Source organism: Streptomyces sp. NPDC007084 (genome assembly GCF_040703595.1).
In the GTDB taxonomy this organism is placed as follows: Bacteria; Actinomycetota; Actinomycetes; order Streptomycetales; family Streptomycetaceae; genus Streptomyces.
The window spans coordinates 1-15,666 of sequence record NZ_JBEYFY010000062.1; the positions used below are offsets into that span (position 1 = coordinate 1).

Annotated in this window: 11 protein-coding genes; 6 read left to right on the forward strand and 5 right to left on the reverse strand. The window is 73.5% G+C overall.

Features of this window, described 5'->3' with window-relative positions; all coding sequences use genetic code 11:
- The first annotated feature begins 369 nt into the window (after positions 1-369).
- Positions 370-1,407 (forward strand): aldo/keto reductase, encoded by a 1,038-nt coding sequence (locus tag AB0912_RS30760; protein WP_366705619.1) that lies wholly within the window; start codon positions 370-372, stop codon positions 1,405-1,407.
- Between the two features lie 57 nt (positions 1,408-1,464).
- On the opposite strand, the gene AB0912_RS30765 is transcribed toward AB0912_RS30760, so the two are convergent.
- A complete protein-coding gene (locus AB0912_RS30765; protein ID WP_366705621.1) occupies positions 1,465-2,895 on the reverse strand; it encodes a lipase maturation factor family protein in 1,431 nt (476 codons plus the stop codon).
- Between the two features lie 114 nt (positions 2,896-3,009).
- Here AB0912_RS30765 and AB0912_RS30770 point away from each other — a divergent pair, with 114 nt between their 5' ends.
- The 3 genes from AB0912_RS30770 (at position 3,010) to AB0912_RS30780 (ending at position 7,895) form a co-directional block, all read left to right on the forward strand.
- Positions 3,010-4,488 (forward strand): DUF6777 domain-containing protein, encoded by a 1,479-nt coding sequence (locus AB0912_RS30770; protein WP_366705623.1) that lies wholly within the window; start codon positions 3,010-3,012, stop codon positions 4,486-4,488.
- 105 nt (positions 4,489-4,593) lie between these two features.
- Positions 4,594-6,687 carry a SpoIIE family protein phosphatase gene (locus AB0912_RS30775; RefSeq protein ID WP_366705625.1) on the forward strand — a complete coding sequence of 698 codons (2,094 nt, stop codon included), beginning with the start codon at positions 4,594-4,596 and terminating at the stop codon, positions 6,685-6,687.
- Positions 6,688-7,034: 347 nt separating this feature from the next.
- Positions 7,035-7,895 (forward strand): DNA-formamidopyrimidine glycosylase family protein, encoded by an 861-nt coding sequence (locus AB0912_RS30780; protein ID WP_366705627.1) that lies wholly within the window; start codon positions 7,035-7,037, stop codon positions 7,893-7,895.
- Between the two features lie 122 nt (positions 7,896-8,017).
- Here the strand turns inward: AB0912_RS30780 and AB0912_RS30785 are convergent, their stop codons facing one another.
- From AB0912_RS30785 to AB0912_RS30795, 3 genes are all read right to left on the reverse strand, one after another.
- Positions 8,018-8,698, reverse strand: a complete 681-nt coding sequence (locus AB0912_RS30785; RefSeq protein WP_366705629.1) for a zf-HC2 domain-containing protein — start codon at positions 8,696-8,698, stop codon at positions 8,018-8,020.
- Positions 8,699-9,043: 345 nt separating this feature from the next.
- On the reverse strand, positions 9,044-9,559 hold the full coding sequence (locus AB0912_RS30790; protein ID WP_366705631.1) for a hypothetical protein: 516 nt from the start codon (positions 9,557-9,559) through the stop codon (positions 9,044-9,046).
- A gap of 136 nt (positions 9,560-9,695) precedes the next feature.
- Positions 9,696-10,244: a sigma-70 family RNA polymerase sigma factor gene (locus AB0912_RS30795; protein ID WP_366705633.1), complete on the reverse strand. Its 549-nt coding sequence runs from the start codon at positions 10,242-10,244 to the stop codon at positions 9,696-9,698.
- Between the two features lie 279 nt (positions 10,245-10,523).
- On the opposite strand from AB0912_RS30795, the gene AB0912_RS30800 reads away from it, so the two are divergent.
- Positions 10,524-11,681: a CapA family protein gene (locus AB0912_RS30800; RefSeq protein ID WP_366705635.1), complete on the forward strand. Its 1,158-nt coding sequence runs from the start codon at positions 10,524-10,526 to the stop codon at positions 11,679-11,681.
- Between the two features lie 117 nt (positions 11,682-11,798).
- On the opposite strand, the gene AB0912_RS30805 is transcribed toward AB0912_RS30800, so the two are convergent.
- Entirely contained in the window at positions 11,799-12,263 is a 465-nt protein-coding gene (locus tag AB0912_RS30805) for a universal stress protein (protein WP_366705637.1), read from the reverse strand.
- A 100-nt stretch (positions 12,264-12,363) separates the two neighbouring features.
- Here AB0912_RS30805 and lysX point away from each other — a divergent pair, with 100 nt between their 5' ends.
- On the forward strand, positions 12,364-15,642 hold the full coding sequence (lysX, locus tag AB0912_RS30810) for a bifunctional lysylphosphatidylglycerol synthetase/lysine--tRNA ligase LysX (RefSeq protein WP_366705640.1): 3,279 nt from the start codon (positions 12,364-12,366) through the stop codon (positions 15,640-15,642).
- Positions 15,643-15,666: the final 24 nt, after the last annotated feature.

Genomic DNA, 15,666 nt, shown 5'->3' on the forward strand with positions numbered 1-15,666 from the left:
CCCTCGGGCCCGGTGACACCACCCCCCAGGTCATCTGTTCGACAGGGGGCAACAGTCATACCGGGCCCGGAGGCCAGCGGCCCTCTTGCAGGACCACGAAGAAGATAACGGGGGGGGCTTGACGCGGGCCAGGTCCTTGGGGGCAGGTCGCGCTGGTTCGGCCCTCAACGGGGCCGGCCTGTGCAGGACCCGGCCCGCGCAGGGCCGGCCCCGGCGGGCGGCTCCCCGCCCCGCCGGCCCGCATGGACGCCGGGGGCAGCGGGGTGCCGGGGCCACCGGGGACCACCCGTGCTTCAGGCGTGGGTAGCACCTTCCGTACCGCCGGCACCCGGATCGGCGCGGCGGCGACGACCCTGAAGGGAAAGGGCTATGACGGACCATCACGACGTACGAGGCGGAACCGGGGCCGGAACCGGGACCGTAACCGGCGGGCCGGGGAACACGCTCGGTGCGAGCGGTGTCCCCGTCGGCCCGCTCTCCTTCGGCGCCGCCGCCATCGGCAACCTGTACACCGAGGTGACCGACGAGCAGGCCCGCGCGGCCGTGGACGCCGCCTGGGCCTGCGGCATCCGCACCTTCGACACCGCGCCGCACTACGGCCTCGGTCTCTCCGAACGGCGGCTCGGCGAGGCGCTGCGCGACCGGCCCCGCGCCGAGTACACCCTCTCGACCAAGGTGGGCCGCCTGCTGGAGCCGGCCGACACGGGCGGCGACGACCTCGCGCACGGCTTCGCGGTGCCCGCGACCCACCGCCGCGTCTGGGACTTCAGCGCCGACGGGGTGCGCCGGGGCCTGGACGCGAGCCTCGAACGGCTCGGTCTCGACCGGGTGGACGTCGTCTATGTGCACGACCCCGACGACCACGCCGAGCAGGCCTTCCGCGAGAGCTACCCGGCCCTGGAGGAGCTGCGCTCGCAGGGCGCCGTCGGCGCGATCGGCGCCGGCATGAACCAGACCGCGATGCTCACCCGGTTCGTCCGGGACACCGACGTCGACGTGGTGCTGTGCGCCGGCCGCTACACCCTCCTCGACCAGAGCGCCCTCACCGACCTGCTGCCCGCCGCCCGGGAGCGCGGCACCTCCGTCGTCATCGGCGGCGCCTTCAACTCCGGCCTGCTGGCCGCCCCGCACCCCGGATCGACCTACAACTACGCTCCCGCACCGCCTGAGCTGCTGGACCGGGCGCTCCGGCTGAAGGAGATCGCGGAACGGCACGGCACCACGCTGCGCGCCGCCGCCCTCGCCTTCCCCGCCGCGCACCCCGCCGTGGCGAGCGTCCTGGTCGGCGCCCGCTCGGCCGACGAAGTCCGGGACTGCGCACGGCAGTTCGCCGCGCCGGTACCGGACGCCTTCTGGCGGGAACTGCGCGCCGGGCGACTGCTGCCGGACGATGCCCCCTCCCCGTAACGGAACCGTCGTGAGGGACACCCCGCGCCCCCCGCACACCACGTCCGCCGGGCCGGTTCAGCGCACCCGCCGCCCAGTGGCGCCGTCCTCCAGCCGGGTCGGCGGCAGGAAGTCGCGCACATACGTCCGGTGCCAGCAGGCGCCCGTAGCGCGCAGCTCCTGCCTGGTCGTGTACCGGTAGCGGAACAGGCGGGCGCGGACGAAGCGGGGCGGGGCGTCGGCGGGGAACGGTGAGCGGCGCAGCAGCCGCAGCGTGTCCCGGTCGTTCACCAGGAGCCGTTCCACCAGGCCGGCGAACCAGGCGTCGGCGTAGCCGGGGGAGAGGGCGGCGAACCACATCAGCCAGTCCAGGCGCAGATGGTACGGCGCGAACTGGCGCGGCCAGTGCCGGGGATCACCGGGCTTGCCCCGGAACTCGTACTCCCGCCAGCCGCCGTCCTCGCGCGGCACCTCGTCCGCGGTGCCCTCGATCACCACCTCGTGCCGCACCCGGCTCACGCTGCCGAACGCCCCGTAGGTGTTGACGAGCCGGAGCGGGTCGAAGGAGCGGTTCATGACCTGCCGCCGCGAGAGCATGTTGCGCACTGGACGGACACCGAGCGCCAGCAGCCCCGCGCCCACCGCGAGGACGACCACCTCGTACCAGAGCGGCGGCGCGGCGGCGTCCGGCGTGCCGCCCGGCAGCCGGACCGCGCTCACGGCCACCACGATCGTCGCCCAGTTCAGCCAGGAGAAGTTGCCCGACAGGACCAGCCAGAGCTGGGTCAGGATCATCAGGCAGGCCGCGCCGGACGCCACCGGCTGCGGGGTGAACAGCAGGAAGGGCACCACGAGTTGGGTGACGTGGTTGGCGGCCACCTCGACCCTGTGCAGCGGCTTCGGCAGATGGTGGAAGAACCAGCTCAGCGGGCCCGGCATCGGCTGCGTCTCGTGGTGGTGGTCGAGACAGGTCAGGTCACGCCAGCAGGGATCGCCGCGCATCTTGATCAGCCCCGCCCCGAACTCGACCCGGAACAGCAGCCAGCGCAGCAGGAACAGCACGACGACCGGCGGAGCCACCTCGTCGTTGCCGAGGAAGACGGCGAGGAACCCGGCCTCCAGGAGAAGCGACTCCCAGCCGAACGCGTACCAGGTCTGGCCCACGTTGACGATCGACAGGTACATCGCCCACGGGACGAGCCACAGCAGCATCGCGCCCCAGAGCGGCAGAAACCCGTCGGCCCCCGCGATCAGCGCCACCGACACCGCGCAGCCCGTCCACGACCAGGCCGCGAAGAAGCGGTCGGAGTACCGCAGATGGAACACGCTCGGCGCGTCCCGGAACCCCACCCGCCGCACGAAACGCGGCACCGGAAGCATCCCGCGCTCCCCGATCAGGGCCCGGAACTGCACGGCGGCGCCGAGGAACGCGACGAGGTACAGGACGGCGAGCCCCCGCTGGAAGACCAGCCGGGCGACCTCGTACCCGGGTGCGACGAACCACTCCACGGCGAGCGCTCCTCTCCCCTCCATTGTGACGCTGGGTGACCGGATTCCGCTTGCGTGCGCCAACAGGGTGACGCAGAGAATGATCCACGACTGGCCCGCGAGGAACGGGAGAACGTGGTGCGCATACCCACCAGGCCCCTCGTCACCGGCGGCGCCCTCGCGGCGGTTCTGCTCCTCGCCGCGTGCGGCGGCGGCCACGACCGGGACACGCCGACGAACGGACCGGACGACGCCGAGGTCCTGCTCCAGCCGGTCTCGGAGCACGGTCCGGACCCCTTCACGGCGTCCACCGTCACCTCCACCGGCACCCCGCCGTCCGTCACCCGAACGCCGCAACCGAAGGACAGCGGCGACGAGGGCCCGCGCGCCTACTCCGGCGCCACGCCCGGCCTCTACGGCGGCACCCGGAACACCGGGAGCTGCGACGTCGAACGACAGGTCAGGGCCCTCGCCGCCGACCCGGCCAGGACCCGCGCCTTCGCCCAGTCCTCGGGCATCGACCCGGGGTCCGTCCCCGACTACCTGCGCGAACTGACCTCCGTCCTGCTGCGTGCCGACACCCGTGTCACCAACCACGGCTTCCGCGACGGGCAGGCGACCTCGTTCCCCTCCGTCCTCCAGGCCGGTACGGCCGTCCTCGTGGACGACCGGGGAGTGCCCCGGGTGCGCTGCGCCTGCGGCAACCCGCTCGGCCGGCCCACCGGGACGGACGCCGACCCGGCCACCCGTGGCCGGCCCTGGAGCGGCTACCGGCCCGCCCGGGTCGTCGTGGTGACCCCGGCGCCCGTCGTGATCACCGACCTGACGATCCTCGACGTCACGGCGGGCACCTGGATCGGGCGGCCGGTGGGCCAGGACGGCCCCCGCCACGACCGCCCCGTACACCGGCCCGGCGAGGCGACCCCGACCGACCACCCGGACACCTCCCCGAGCCACCCGGACACCTCTCCGAGCCGCCGGGACACCTCACCGAGCCACCCGGATACCTCCCCGAGCGCCCACGCCTCCTCGCCCGGCCCGCACGCCTCCTCGCCCGGCCCGCACGACTCCTCTCCGGCGCCACGCGACTCGGCCGGCGGTACCGCCACCGGCTCCGCGCCGCGCGAGGAGGACGAGGCGACCCCGGCCCCCGACGGCTCCGCCGAGGACTGCGGCAGCCCGTCCCCGACGCCGACCGGGCCCCCGGAAACCGGGGAGGCAACGCCGGAGGAGTCCGCCGGCTCCGGCACCGGCCCGGCCGCCACCCCGCCCGAAGACTCCGTCATGGACGTCTCCCGCCACGACCGTCGGTCCTCCAGCGACCGCCCGTCCCGCGGCGCTCCTCTCTCCGGCAGCGCTCCTTCGTCCGGCAGTGACCGCGCCGCCCGCCGTGACGACCCGGCCGGCTGTCCCACGGCCACCCGAGAGCCCTCTGACCCCTCGGAGCCCGCGGAGCCCTCCACCGGCCCCGGCACGCCCACCGAGGACACCACCCCGGACCTGCCCGACCTGCCCGACGTGCCCGACCTGCCCGGCGACGGCGGACTGGTGCCCGTCCAGCCGGACCCCGGCGAGAGCGTCCTCGACGTCTCGGCCGGAGTGTTCGCGGGATGAGCGCACGCGCGGCCCGGAGAAGCCCGGAAGCCGGGGCTTCCCGGGAACCGGGGAGGTGGCCGCCCAGGACTCGAATAATCGGGCAAATGCTGGCAAGGTGGGCGCATGGTTGATCGGGGAGCGAGCGCCCTGTCACTCCCGGACGACTGGCCGGCCCACCCGGACCCGATCCTGGCGCTCAACCGCATGGGCAGCTTCGACTGGGACCTGGACACCGGACTCATGCAGATGGACGCCCAGGCCCACGAGGTCTTCGACCTGCGCCCGGACGAATACGACGGGGACCCCGCCGCGCTCGGCGTCCGCGTCCCGCAGGCCGAGTCGATGCGCCTCGACACGATGGTGTCCCAGGCGCTCAAGGACGGCAGTGAGAACTACGGCGCCTACTTCCGCATCCGCCGCCGCGACGGCACCCTGCGCTGGACCCACACCCAGGGCTACATCCGCCGCGACGACAACGGCAGGCCGCGCCGGATCGTCGGGATCGTCCGGGACGCGACCGCGGAGCTGCGCGAGGCCGCGGCGCGCCGCGAGCAGGCGGCCCAGGACGAGGCGCGCCGCCACCAGACCAACGTCGTCCAGCTCACCACGGCGGCGCTGGCGCACGCCGTCACCGTCCAGGACGTCATCGATGTCCTGGAGGACACCCACGGCCTCACCCACCTCGGGGCGACCAGCCTGGTCATGGGCCTCGTGGAGGCGGGCCGCATCCGCCTGGTCGCCACGGGCCCGGTGGACAGCTACGTCCCCGGCACCCGCGTCACCCGGCTGGACGCGCAGTACCCGATGAACGAGGTCGTACGGACCCTCGCGCCGCACTTCATCGAGTCGCCCGAGGAGTTCGCCGAGTCGTACCCCCTGCTGTGGCCGAACATCACCGGCCTGAACATCACCTCGGCCGCCTATCTGCCGCTCATCGTGCAGGGCCGCCCCATCGGCGCGATCGGCCTGCTCTACAACGACCGGCGCGGCTTCTCCGAGGAGGAGCGCAACGTCCTCGTCGCCCTCGGCAGCAGCATCGCCCAGAGCCTCCAGCGGGCCATGTTCTTCGAGCAGGAGAAGGACCTCGCCCAGGGGCTCCAGCAGGCCATGCTGCCCCGCTCCATCCCCAGCGTGCCCGGCGCCGACATCGCCGTCCGCTACCGCTCCGCCTCGCTCGGCCGGGACATCGGCGGCGACTGGTACGACCTCATCCCGCTGCCCGGCGGCCGGGTCGGCGCCGTCATCGGCGACGTCCAGGGTCACGACACGCACGCCGCCGCCGTCATGGGCCAGCTCCGTATCGTGCTGCGCGCCTACGCGGCCGAGGGCCACACCCCGGCCACCGTGATGGCCCGCGCCTCGGTCTTCCTGGACGAGCTCGACACCGACCGCTTCGCGACCTGCCTGTACGCCGAGATCGACCTGTCCACCGGGGTCGCCCAGCTCGTACGGGCCGGCCATATCGACCCGCTGGTCCGGCACACCGACGGAACCTGCCGGCGGCTGCCCGTGGAGGGCGGGCTGCCGCTCGGCCTGTCCGCCGAATTCGGGCGCCTCGAATACCCGGTCGCCACCATCGAACTCGACCCCGGCCAGACCCTGCTGCTGTGCACCGACGGACTGGTCGAGGTGCCGGGGGCCGATCTGGACGACGGCATGCACACCCTCCGGGAGGTGATCCGCGTGGGCCCGGCCGACGTGGACGACCTCGCCGACCGGCTCATCGACATGGCCGAGGAACGCGGCGGTGACGACGACGTGGCCCTGCTGCTCCTGCGCCGCCGCGGCCTCAGCGACCAGCGCTCCGGCGGACGGCTCCAGCAGCATGTGGCGCCCGGCGACCCCGAGGCGCTCATCGAGGCCCGGCACATGATCCGGGCCGCGGTCCGCGCCTGGGGCGCCGGCGAACGGGCCGACGAGATCGAGCTGGTCGCCGACGAACTGATCACCAACGCCCTCATGCACACCGAGGGCTCGGCCGTGGTCACCCTGCGGGTCCTCACCGGCTCCGACCGCCGGCTGCGGGTGGAGGTCGAGGACTCCTCCAGCGCCCTGCCGCGCCGCCGCGAGGCCGGCGAGTCGGGCGTCTCGGGCCGCGGTCTGCTCCTCGTCGACCGGCTCACCGACGTCTGGGGCGTGGAGGCCCGGGGCGGGGGGAAGGCCGTGTGGTGCGAGTTCGTGGTCCGGGAACGGGAACGGGAACGCGAACGGGACTGAGGCGTACGGCTGCTCTCTGCTGCCCCTTGTCCGGGAACGGGACCGCGGCCACTGCTACGGCTGCTGTCCGCTGTCCGCTGTCCCCGTCCGCTGCGCCTGCCCGCTGTCCGGAACGGGGACCGAACCGGCCGTCCTCCGCCTCCCGACCGCTGTCCGGACGCCGTCCTGCGCCGGCAAGGGGCGCGAGCCGGACGCCTGCCATTCGGGCACGGGGCCGGCGCTGCGTCTGGGTACGGGGCCGGCGCTGGGTCTGGGTACGGGGCCGGGTCTGGGTACGGTGCCGAGTGGGCTCGCCCGCGCTTGCGGCGGCCGGTGCCGCTGTCGGTGGCGGATGGCACCCTGGACGTATGCCCGAACTGCCCGAGGTCGACGCGCTCAAAGAGTTCCTGGCCGACCGTCTCGTCGGCCGCGAGATCGTGCGCGTCCTGCCCGTCGCCATCAGCGTCCTGAAGACCTACGACCCGCCCGTCTCGGCGCTGGAGGGACGCCGGGTCACCGGCATCGGCCGGTTCGGCAAGTTCCTCGACATCGACGCGGACGGGCTGCACCTCGTCACCCACCTGGCCCGCGCGGGCTGGCTGCACTGGCGGGACACCCTGCCGGACGGCCCGCCCCGGCCCGGCAAGGGCCCGCTCGCGCTGCGGGTCGCGCTGGAGACCGGCGAGGGCTTCGACCTGACCGAGGCGGGCACGCAGAAGCGCCTCGCGGTGTACGTCGTCACGGACCCGGAGCAGATCCCCGGCGTCGCCCGGCTCGGCCCCGACCCGCTCGCCGCCGACTTCGACGAGGAGCGCTTCGCGGGGCTGCTCCAGGGGGAGCGGCGTCAGCTCAAGGGCGCGCTGCGCGACCAGAGCCTGATCGCCGGGGTGGGCAACGCGTACAGCGACGAGATCCTGCACGCCGCGAAGATGTCGCCCTTCAAACTGGCCTCCTCCCTGACCCCCGAGGAGACCAGCCGTCTGTACGAGGCGCTGCGGGTCACGCTCGCCGAGGCGGTGGAGCGCTCGCACGGTCTCGCCGCGGGGCGTCTGAAGGCCGAGAAGAAGAGCGGTCTGCGCGTGCACGGAAGAGCGGGGGAGGCCTGCCCGGTGTGCGGCGACACCATCCGCGAGGTCTCCTTCAGCGACTCCGCCCTCCAGTACTGCCCGACCTGCCAGACCGGCGGCAAGCCGCTGGCGGACCGACGGATGTCACGGCTGCTCAAGTAGGCGACCGCCGCGTCCGCTCAAGAAGGTGACCGCCGCGGCTGCGGGGGAGGCACCTGGCACGGCTGCCGAGGGAGCGAGGCGGGCGCGGCGGCGCAAGGGCGGGACCGGTCGGGCGGCCGGCGTCAGTGGCCCGCCAGCGTCACCAAGTGCTCGCCGTCCGCCGTGCGCACCTCGAACCGCTCGATGTCGGCGGACGGCAGGGCGGCGCCGCCCCGTATCCGGGTGGCCTCGCCGTGGTGCGGCGGGACCATCCAGCTCGTCACGGTCTCCTCCGTGCCGTCCTTGCCGACGGCGACGAGCTGGCAGGAGCGCGGGCCCCCGGGGTCCTTGACCCGGACGTCGACGTCGGTGCCCCAGATCCGGTCCGTGGTGCTCACCTGCGCCCAGACCTTGGTGTCCGCGTCGGTGGCGGCCACCCGGTTCCCCGGGGTGTCCGCCGCGATGACCTGGTTCGGCGAGGCGTCGTGCGCGGTGACGACGGCGATCGCGGGGCCGCCCGCCGCGAACACCACGGAGGCCGCCACGACGTACAGCAGTCGCCTGCGGCCGGCCCGGTTGCGGGCGGCGACCTCGCCGAGCAGCCGGTCGAGCAGCCGCGGCCCGGGTGCGGCGAACGGATGGACCGTGCGCGGGGTCGAGCGACGGTACAGCATCAACTGCCGGGTGGCGGGGCGGAATTCGCTCACGTGCGCCGTGCAGCGAGGGCACTCCATGAGGTGGTCCTCGAAGCGGAAGGCTTCCGCCTCGTCGAGCACGCCGAGTGCGTAGGCGCCGACGTCGCCATGCCGTTCCAGGGACCTCATACCGAATACCGAATCCTCGTGGCGATGGTGCGGACTGTGAGTGGTGCTGCTGTTGCCCACAGGTACGCACCAGACCGCCGAATCATTCAAGCCCCGTCCGGGAATCGCGGCGCAGACATTCGGAGCGCCGGAGCCCGCGGATTGGTGCGGGTCCGAGGAAATTTCCGCCGCGGCCGAGCAGGCGGCCCGAGAGGCCCGAGAGGCCCGAGAGGCCCGAGAGGCCCGAGAGGCCCGAGAGGAGAGGCCGGCTCCGGGGCCCGTCCCGCAGAGGACGTCTCAGGCGGACGCGTCGGGGCGCCGGCGCCGGGGGAACCGCTTCGGGGGAACGGCGCCGGGGGAACGGTGTCAGAAGAGGTGGATGGCGAGGTGTCCCAGCGGAAGTCCCAGCCGCCAGGCGGGCGTCCACACCTTCGGGCCGTCGTCCTCGCCCGGTACGGGACCCCCGCCGGGCACCGCGTCCAGGTCCGGGGCGAGCAGCTCGGTCTCCTCCAGCCAGCGCCAGGCCGTCGCCGCCAGCTCCAGGTCCGGGTCGGGTGCGGCCGACCCCGCCGCCTCGGCCGCCCGCAGGGCCAGCCGCTCGCGCACCCACTCCTGCCAGGGCTGGTCGTAGGCGGTCAGGGAGAGCCAGGTCTCCAGCTGGGTGATGACCCGGATTCCGGAGAGTTCGCCGCCGCTGTCGGACAGGAAGATCGTCAGCGCGAGGGCGTCGCGCCCGGCGCGGAACTCGAAGGACGTCGGCGGCATCAGATCGCCGGTCCGCAGCAGTTCGTCGGCGATGTACTCGGCGTACAACCAGGCCATGGGGACGGTGAGTTCGCCGCCGCCGGTGCCGTCCGTGCTCTCTTGCCCTCTGTGCAGCATCCCTTCCTGCCTTCCTCCGGTGCGTGCGCGTCGCCCGACCCCGGGTCCCCGGTCCGGAACACGGATGAGGCAAGCTGAGTGCCCAACCATGGTCCTCAGCAAGGCGCTTTACGGAGGTTTGACTCGGCCTTCGGTTTCACCGCAGGTCGGCCGCGTATCCCGGAAGAACCCGGCGCAGGGCGCGCAGCGCGTAGTACGCGCGGGACTTCACGGTACCGGGCGGAATGCCCAGTGCCGCCGCGGCCTCCGCCACACTCGCCCCCTGGAAGTACACCAGCACCAGGACTTCACGGTGTTCGGGAGTGAGTGTCTTCACAGCCTCCCGCACATCGAGCGTCGCCGCCGACCGTTCGGCGTGATCGGCGCAGATACGCGCACTGTCGAGGACGGCGTCCCCGACCTCGGGCGGCCTGGCCTGGCGGGCCCGGCGCGCGTCGATGGCGAGGCGCCGTCCCACGGTGAGCAGCCAGGGGCGTACGGACTCGAAGGCGTCGGCGCGCAGCGCCTCGGGGTGCTGCCAGGCCCGCACCAGGGTCTCCTGCAACAGGTCCTCGGCGCGCTGCCGGTCGCCGTCGGACAGGCGCAGCAGCAGGGCGAAGAGGGGGCGGCCGTGCTCGCGCTGCAGCGCGGCCAGCTCGTGCTCGGCGGTCGTCCCGCTCGTGATGGTGGTGGTTCCGGCCGTCATGGCGTGTATGCCAGCGCGATGCGCTCCGCGCGGACAGGCCGCCGACAAGCCCGTGCGGTGGGCGGTCGAAGCCGTCGGTGAACGGTGCGCCGAACGGTCCGCCGAGCTGGAGGCCCGGATTCCGGCGGCCGGGCCGTCCGTTCGGCGCCGCCTACCCCCAACGGGCGGGCGCGCGGGCCCCGAACGGGCGAGCCGTGGTGGAGCCTCCTTGACCGCCGGGCGTCCGTATACCTGAAATCGCCTCAATTAGTAATGAAATACGACCGGATGGGGCCGGGCATGATCACACGCGCGCGACAGATCAATCTGGCCATCGCGGCCGTCCTCATCGCCACGGCGGCGGCCTGCCAGGCCCAGCAGTCGGCAGGACACCGCCGGGAAGGACAGCCCGCTCCCGGCGCCACCGGCCGCCCCTTCACCCTGGTCGCCTCGGGCGACGTGCTGCCGCACAGCTCGATCATCGAACGCGCGAACTTCGACGCCGACGGCCGCGGATACGACTTCCGGCCCATGCTCGCGGGCGTCCGGCCGATCGTCTCCGGCGCCGACCTGGCGATCTGTCACATGGAGACCGTGTACGGCGCCGACGGCGACTACACCGGCTACCCCACCTTCAAGTCCCCGCCCGAGGTGGCCGCGGGCCTTGCCGCCACGGGCTACGACGCCTGCTCCACCGCCTCCAACCACAGCCTCGACGACGGCGCCGAGGGCATCCGGCGCACCCTGGACGCGCTGGACCGCGCGGGCGTGCGGCACGCGGGCACGGCACGCACGGAGCGGGAGGCGGGTGGTGCCACGATGCTGCGGGCGGGCGGCGCCCGGGTCGCCCACCTCGCCTACACCTACGACACGAACGGCATCCCGCTGCCTCAGGGGCAGCCCTGGGCGGTGCGGACGATCGACCCGGACCGGATCGTCGCGGACGCCCGCGCCGCCCGGAAGGCCGGCGCGGACGTGGTCGTCGTCTCCGTGCACTGGGGCACCGAATGGCAGGACGAGCCCGACGAGCGGCAACTCGAGCTGAGCCGGCGGCTGACCGCCTCCGCCACCGCCGGGCGCCCCGACATCGACCTGATCCTCGGCACCCACGCGCACGTCCCGCAGGCGTACGAGAAGGTCAACGGCACCTGGGTCGTCTACGGGATGGGCGACCAGATCGCGGGCGAGATGTACAACGCCGAGGGCGCGCAGGACCCGCGGGGCAACCAGAGCACCATCGGACGCTTCACCTTCGCGCCGCCCGCGCGGCCGGGCGAGCGCTGGCAGGTCACCAAGGCCGAGTTCATCCCGCAGGGCTTCGACCTCGACGCCGGCCGCGTCCTCGACCTGAACGCCGCCCTGGACCAGGGGGCCGCGGTCGGCGCCGTCCGCGACCGGATCCGCGACGTCGTCCTCAGCCGGGGCGCGGCCAAGGACGGGCTGGTGATGGGGAAGTAGGGGAGGGCCCGGGCTGGTACCCGACGGCGCGGCGGCACGTCCCGCGGCGCGCGATGCCCGCGCGCCCGGCTACCCCTACCCCTGCGGCTACCCCTACCCCTACGGCTACGGCTACGGCTACGGCACGACCGTGACCGGCCAGCGGCCCGCCTTCACCAGGCGGATCGCCACCGACCCCACGATCCGGTGACCGGCCTGCTCGGAGGCGCCCACCACCACCGCGTCGGCCTTCAGCTCGTCGGCGGCGGTGACCAGACCGCTGTACGGATCGCCGCGGAAGGTGTGGAACTCCCAGCGCACGTCGAATATGTCCTTCACCCGCTCGGCCGCGTCGCGGACGTACCGGATCAGATCCTCGGCGATCTCGTCGGTCGTCTCCGCGACCGGCACCCCGAGCGCCGCGCCCGCCGCCATCACCGGCTGGACGTAGACCACCGCGAGCAACGCCCGCTGCCGCCGCGCCAGACCCCCCGCGTACGCCGCCGCGCGCAGGGAGGAGTCGGAGCCGTCCACCCCGACGACGATGACCTTCGGACCGTCCGTACCGCGCTCGAACCCCTGTGCGTGCTGCTCATCCGTCACGGCCCTGAGGTTAGCGGAACCCGCAGGTCCCACGGTCGCGGGGAGCCCGGGAAATTCGCTCGACGGGCGGGGCGGCGCACCCCTTCCTACAGTCGGAACCATGAGTTCCACCGTGGAGGCCCGCCCGCCCAAGGACCGCGCCGCTCCGGCCCGGCCGACCCCGGACAGCGTCCTCGGCAAGGTGCCCGAGGGCTTCGCGGCCTTCTTCGGCGTCATCGGACTGCTCTGCGCGGTCCTGGCCTTCATCGCCCCGCTGCGCCGGGTGCTGCGCCCGGTGACCCGCTTCCTCGACCTGCTGATCATCCCGGTCAGCGCCAACCTCGCCTACGCCGTCTTCCTCTTCCTGCTCGCCGCCGCCACGGCCGCCCGCAAGAAGATCGCCTGGTGGCTGGTGGTGGTCTACCTCGGCCTGCTCGTCCTCACCGACATCCTCGGCGTCACCCTCGGCCTGTACGCCGAGTCCATCCCCTCGCTCGTCGTCTGCGGGCTTCTGCTCGCGCTGCTGATCGTGGCCCGCCGCGAGTTCTACGCCGACTCGCGGCGCGGAGCCGTCCGGCGGGCGCTGCTCGTGCTGTTCGCCGGACTCGCCGCGGCGATCCTGGCCGGCTGGGGACTGGTGGAACTCTTCCCCGGCACCCTGCCGCACGGCCAGCGGCTCCTGTGGGCGGCCAACCGGGTCTGCGGCGGGCTGGTCTCCGGCCGGTCCTTCGACGGCCGGCCACCGCGCCCGCTGTTCTTCGTGCTCGGCCTGTTCGGCGCGCTCGCCCTGCTCAACGCCGCCGCCACCCTCTTCCGCTCCCAGCGCATGGTCGCGGCCCTGCGCGGTGACGAGGAGGCCCGTATCCGCGCCCTCCTCCAGGCCTACGGCGCCGACGACTCGCTCGGCTACTTCGCCACCCGCCGTGACAAGGCCGTCGTCTTCTCGCCCAGCGGCAAGGCGGCCGTCACCTACCGCGTCGAGGCCGGCGTCTGCCTCGCCAGCGGCGACCCCGTCGGCGACCGCGAGGCCTGGCCGCACGCGATCGACGCCTGGCTCGCCCTGGCCCGCCGCTACGCCTGGGCACCGGCCGTGATGGGCGCCTCCGAGGACGGCGCCAAGGCGTACGCGCGCGCCGGACTCGGCGCCCTCCAGCTCGGTGACGAGGCGATCCTGTACGTCGCGGACTTCGACCTGGGCGGCCGGGACATGCGCGTCACCCGACAGGCCGTCAACCGTGTCAGACGCTCCGGCGCCACCTGCCGGGTGCGCCGCCACTCCACCCTCACCGAGGCCGAGATGGAGGAGGTCGTCGGCCGGGCCGACGCCTGGCGCGACACCGAGACCGAGCGCGGCTTCTCGATGGCCCTGGACCGGCTCGGCGACCCCGCGGACGGCGACTGCCTGCTCGCGGAGGCGATGGACGCCGACGGCAGGCTGCTCGCCCTGCTGTCCTTCGTGCCCTGGGGCCGCGACGGCATCTCCCTCGACCTGATGCGCCGTGACCGTGGCGCCCCCAACGGCGTCACGGAGTTCATGGTCGCCGAGGTGTGCGCCGCGGCCGGGAAGTTCGGCGTCCGCCGCATCTCCCTCAACTTCGCGGTGTTCCGGTCCGTGTTCGAGGAGGGCGCCCGCATCGGCGCCGGACCCGTGCTGCGGCTCTGGCGCCGGCTGCTGCTGTTCTTCTCCCGGTGGTGGCAACTGGAGGCGCTGTACCGCTCCAACGCCAAGTACCACCCCGAGTGGTACCCGCGCTTCATCTGCTACGGAGAGGCCGGCGCCCTCGCCCGGATCGGCCTGGCGTCCGGCATCGCCGAGGGGTTCGTCTCCGTCCCCTCGCTGCGCTCCCTGTGGGGCAAGGGCCACTCCCGGCACGGCGCCGAACCGGCCACCGCGGCGGGGCTGCCCTCCCTGACCGCGCCCGGCCTCGACACCGGCCAGGGGACGCCGGCCGAGGACCGCGCCACCGCCCTGCCCGATCAGATCCGGGTCCGGCACGGCAAACTCGACCGGCTGCGCGCCGAGGGCACCGACCCCTACCCGGTCGGCATCCCGCCGCGCACCCATCTGCTCGCCGAGGTCCGCGGCGGCGAGGACGTCACCGTCGCCGGACGCGTCATGCTCGTACGCGACTTCGGCGGCATCCTCTTCGCCGTGCTGCGCGACTGGTCCGGTGACCTCCAGCTCGCCCTCACGCGCGAGGAGTCCGGCGCCGCCCTCGACCGCTTCCGGCAGGTCGTCGACATCGGCGACCACATCACCGCCGACGGCCTCGCCGGCGCCAGCGACCGGGGCGAACCGACCGTCTTCGTCACCTCCTGGCAGCTCACCGCCAAGTGCCTGCGCCCGCTGCCCGACAAGCGCAAGGGCCTCACCGACCCGGAGGCCAAGGTCCGCCGCCGCTATCTCGACCTGGTGTCCAGCCCCGGCGCCCGCGACGTCGTACGGGCCCGCTCCACGGCCGTCCAGGCGCTGCGCCAGGGGCTGCTGGAACGCGGTTACCTGGAGGTCGAGACCCCGATGCTCCAGCAGATCCACGGCGGCGCCAACGCCCGCCCGTTCACCACCCACATCAACGCCTACGACCTGGACCTCTACCTGCGCATCGCACCCGAGCTGTACCTCAAACGGCTCTGCGTCGGTGGCCTGGAGAAGGTCTTCGAGATGGGCCGCACCTTCCGCAACGAGGGCGTCTCCTACAAGCACAACCCCGAGTTCACGATGCTGGAGGCCTACCAGGCCTTCGCCGACTACGACGTGATGCTCGACCTGGCCCGCGAACTGATCCAGGGCGCCGCGACCGCCGCCTTCGGCGCGCCGATCGCCCGCAAGGGCGGCACGGAGTACGACATCTCCGGGGAGTGGCCCGTCAAGACGGTCTACGGCGCGATCTCCGAGGCCCTCGGCGACGGGATCGACGCCGACACACCGCCAGAGACGCTCCGGCGGCTGTGCGACCGGGCGGGCGTGCCGTACGGGGACGACGACGGGCGCGGCGACATCGTCCTGGAGATGTACGAACGCCTGGTCGAGGAGAAGACGCAGCTCCCCACCTTCTACAAGGACTTCCCGACGGACGTCTCCCCGCTCACCCGGCAGCACCGCACCGACCCGCGCCTCGCCGAACGCTGGGACCTCGTCGCCTTCGGCACGGAACTGGGCACCGCCTACTCGGAGTTGACCGACCCGGTCGAACAGCGACGCCGGCTCACCGCGCAGTCCCTGCTGGCCGCCGGGGGAGACCCCGAGGCGATGGAACTCGACGAGGACTTCCTCGACGCCCTGGAGTACGCCATGCCGCCCACCGGCGGACTCGGCATCGGCGTCGACCGCCTCGTCATGTTCCTGACCGGGCTGACCATCCGCGAGACCCTGCCGTTCCCGCTGGTGCGCCGCCGCTGAATGGTCCAGGCGGGTGCTTTCGCG